At 63.3% G+C, this 1,961-nt stretch carries 2 protein-coding genes; both read left to right on the forward strand.

All coding sequences use genetic code 11. The features are described from left to right. The first annotated feature begins 212 nt into the window (after window positions 1-212). Window positions 213-947 (forward strand): thioredoxin family protein, encoded by a 735-nt coding sequence (locus EOA27_RS34090; protein WP_126080830.1) that lies wholly within the window; start codon window positions 213-215, stop codon window positions 945-947. Between the two features lie 63 nt (window positions 948-1,010). After that, window positions 1,011-1,742 (forward strand): SGNH/GDSL hydrolase family protein, encoded by a 732-nt coding sequence (locus tag EOA27_RS34095; protein ID WP_127258463.1) that lies wholly within the window; start codon window positions 1,011-1,013, stop codon window positions 1,740-1,742. Window positions 1,743-1,961: the final 219 nt, after the last annotated feature.

The following is a 1,961-nucleotide window of genomic DNA, read 5'->3' on the forward strand; positions in this document are numbered from 1 at the left end:
ATATGAACCATCTGGCGGCGCTCGGGAAATGGCAGCCGGCGCTTGAGAAAGCCGCCTGACGCCATCTCTTCCAATTCCAACAGAAGCCCGGGCTCATGGCCCGGGTTTTGTTTTTTGCGGGCCGCGTTCCTACCTGAGCAGCGAAACAACGGCGACTGTGTCGGGTTGAGCCGATGTCGAACGTCCTTGGCGGGAGAGGACAGGAGATGGTCATGCAACGCAATGCCGTGGTTTCACGCGAGGACTGGTTCGAGGCACATCGCAATCATTTGGAACGCGAGAAGGAGCTGACACGCTTCCGCGACCTTGTCGCCGCCGAGCGGCGGCAGCTGCCCTGGTTCAAGCTGCGCAAGGATTATGTCTTCGAGAGCGAAGCGGGACCGAAGCGTCTTGGCGATCTCTTTGCCGGCAAGAGCCAGCTCATCGTCTATCATTTCATGATGACGCCGGGTTGCGACCACCGTTGCCAGGGCTGCTCGTTCCTCGCCGACCATATCGACGGCGCCAACCAGCATCTCAAGCACCACGACGTATCCCTGGTCGTCGTCTCGCGCGCGGCGCTGACCGAGATCCTGCCTTACAAGCAGCGCATGGGCTGGAAGTTCGACTGGGTATCGTCCTATGCATCGGACTTCAACTTCGACCTGCAGGTCTCCTTCACCGACAGGCAGATCGCGGCCGGCGACACGACCTACAATTTCGAGAAGCGACCGTTGCGGTCGAAAGACCTGCCCGGCACCAGCGTCTTCTACCGCGACGGCAATGGCGACATCTTCCTGACCTTCCTGTCGCGAGGCCGCGGCGGCGACGCGCTGATCGGAGCCTATCATTACCTCGACATGACGCCGAAAGGCCGCGGCGAGACCGGCCCCTATCACAACCTGATGGACTGGGTGCGCCTCCACGACGAATATCAGGACGAGGACCGGCCGGACTGCTGCGCGTGATCGTCTCGTTCACCTGGGCCTGAAGATGCGCTAAGGCTTCCCGCTGTTTTCAACGGATTTGCCATGCAGCGCCTGCTTGCCCTCCTCACCTGGCTCGCTTTCCCGGTCTATGTCTGGCAGGGCCTCGGCGTGCGCCGCCGCACCACGCGGATGCTGCCTGCGCGAGGCCCGGTGCTGCACGAAATACCGGGCAAGGCGCCATCCGTCGCGTTGCTGGTCCTGGGTGATTCCTCGGCAGCATCGGTCGGCATCGAGCAATCCGAACGCGGGCTAGCGGCGCGGCTTGCCGGCCTGATCGCCGAGCGAACCGGCCGAGCCGTGCGCTGGCGCGCCGCCGGCTTCAATTCGGCGACCTCCGGCCAGATCCGCGACCATGTCCTGCCCAATTTATCGGCCGATCCCTGGACGCATATCGTGCTCGCCATCGGCACCAACGACACCAAGAACTTTCACTCCGTGCCGCGCTTCAAGAAGGAGTTCGGCGGGCTGCTATACGCGCTGCGCGCCAAATGGCCGGAAGCGCGCGTTGTCTGGTCGCCGGTGCTGGAATTCACCCGCGCGCCGGCAATGCCGCCATTGCTGGGCCGGATCCTCGAGATCCGCGCCACGGAAATGAACCGCATGGGCGTGCGGCTCTGCAACGAGCGCGGCGCCGTGCCCGCCTCGCGCCTGCCGATCACCAATCCCGATGCCGGCTTCGCGTCCGACGGCTTCCACGCCTCCGAGGCAGGCTATCGCGCCTGGGCCGAGCATCTGCTGGATTTCGTCATGGGTAACTGCGCTGAGGTACGTTGAGATTCAGGTCAGGGCGAGCCGAGAATTGCGACTTCCGAGATCGCAGGCTTGTCGGGCAAGGCTATCAGCGTCCATTTGGGGTAGTCAGCGCAAACGCTGGCGATGAGCTGGAGGCTCCCGAACTTCGTCATTCCAGGGCGGAGCAAGGAGCGAAGCGACGCGCGCAGACCCTGGAATCCATGCCGTTACCTGGACCGAAATGTGCAACGGTGCAGAGTT

Source organism: Mesorhizobium sp. M2A.F.Ca.ET.037.01.1.1 (assembly GCF_003998075.1).
Classification (GTDB): domain Bacteria; phylum Pseudomonadota; class Alphaproteobacteria; order Rhizobiales; family Rhizobiaceae; genus Mesorhizobium.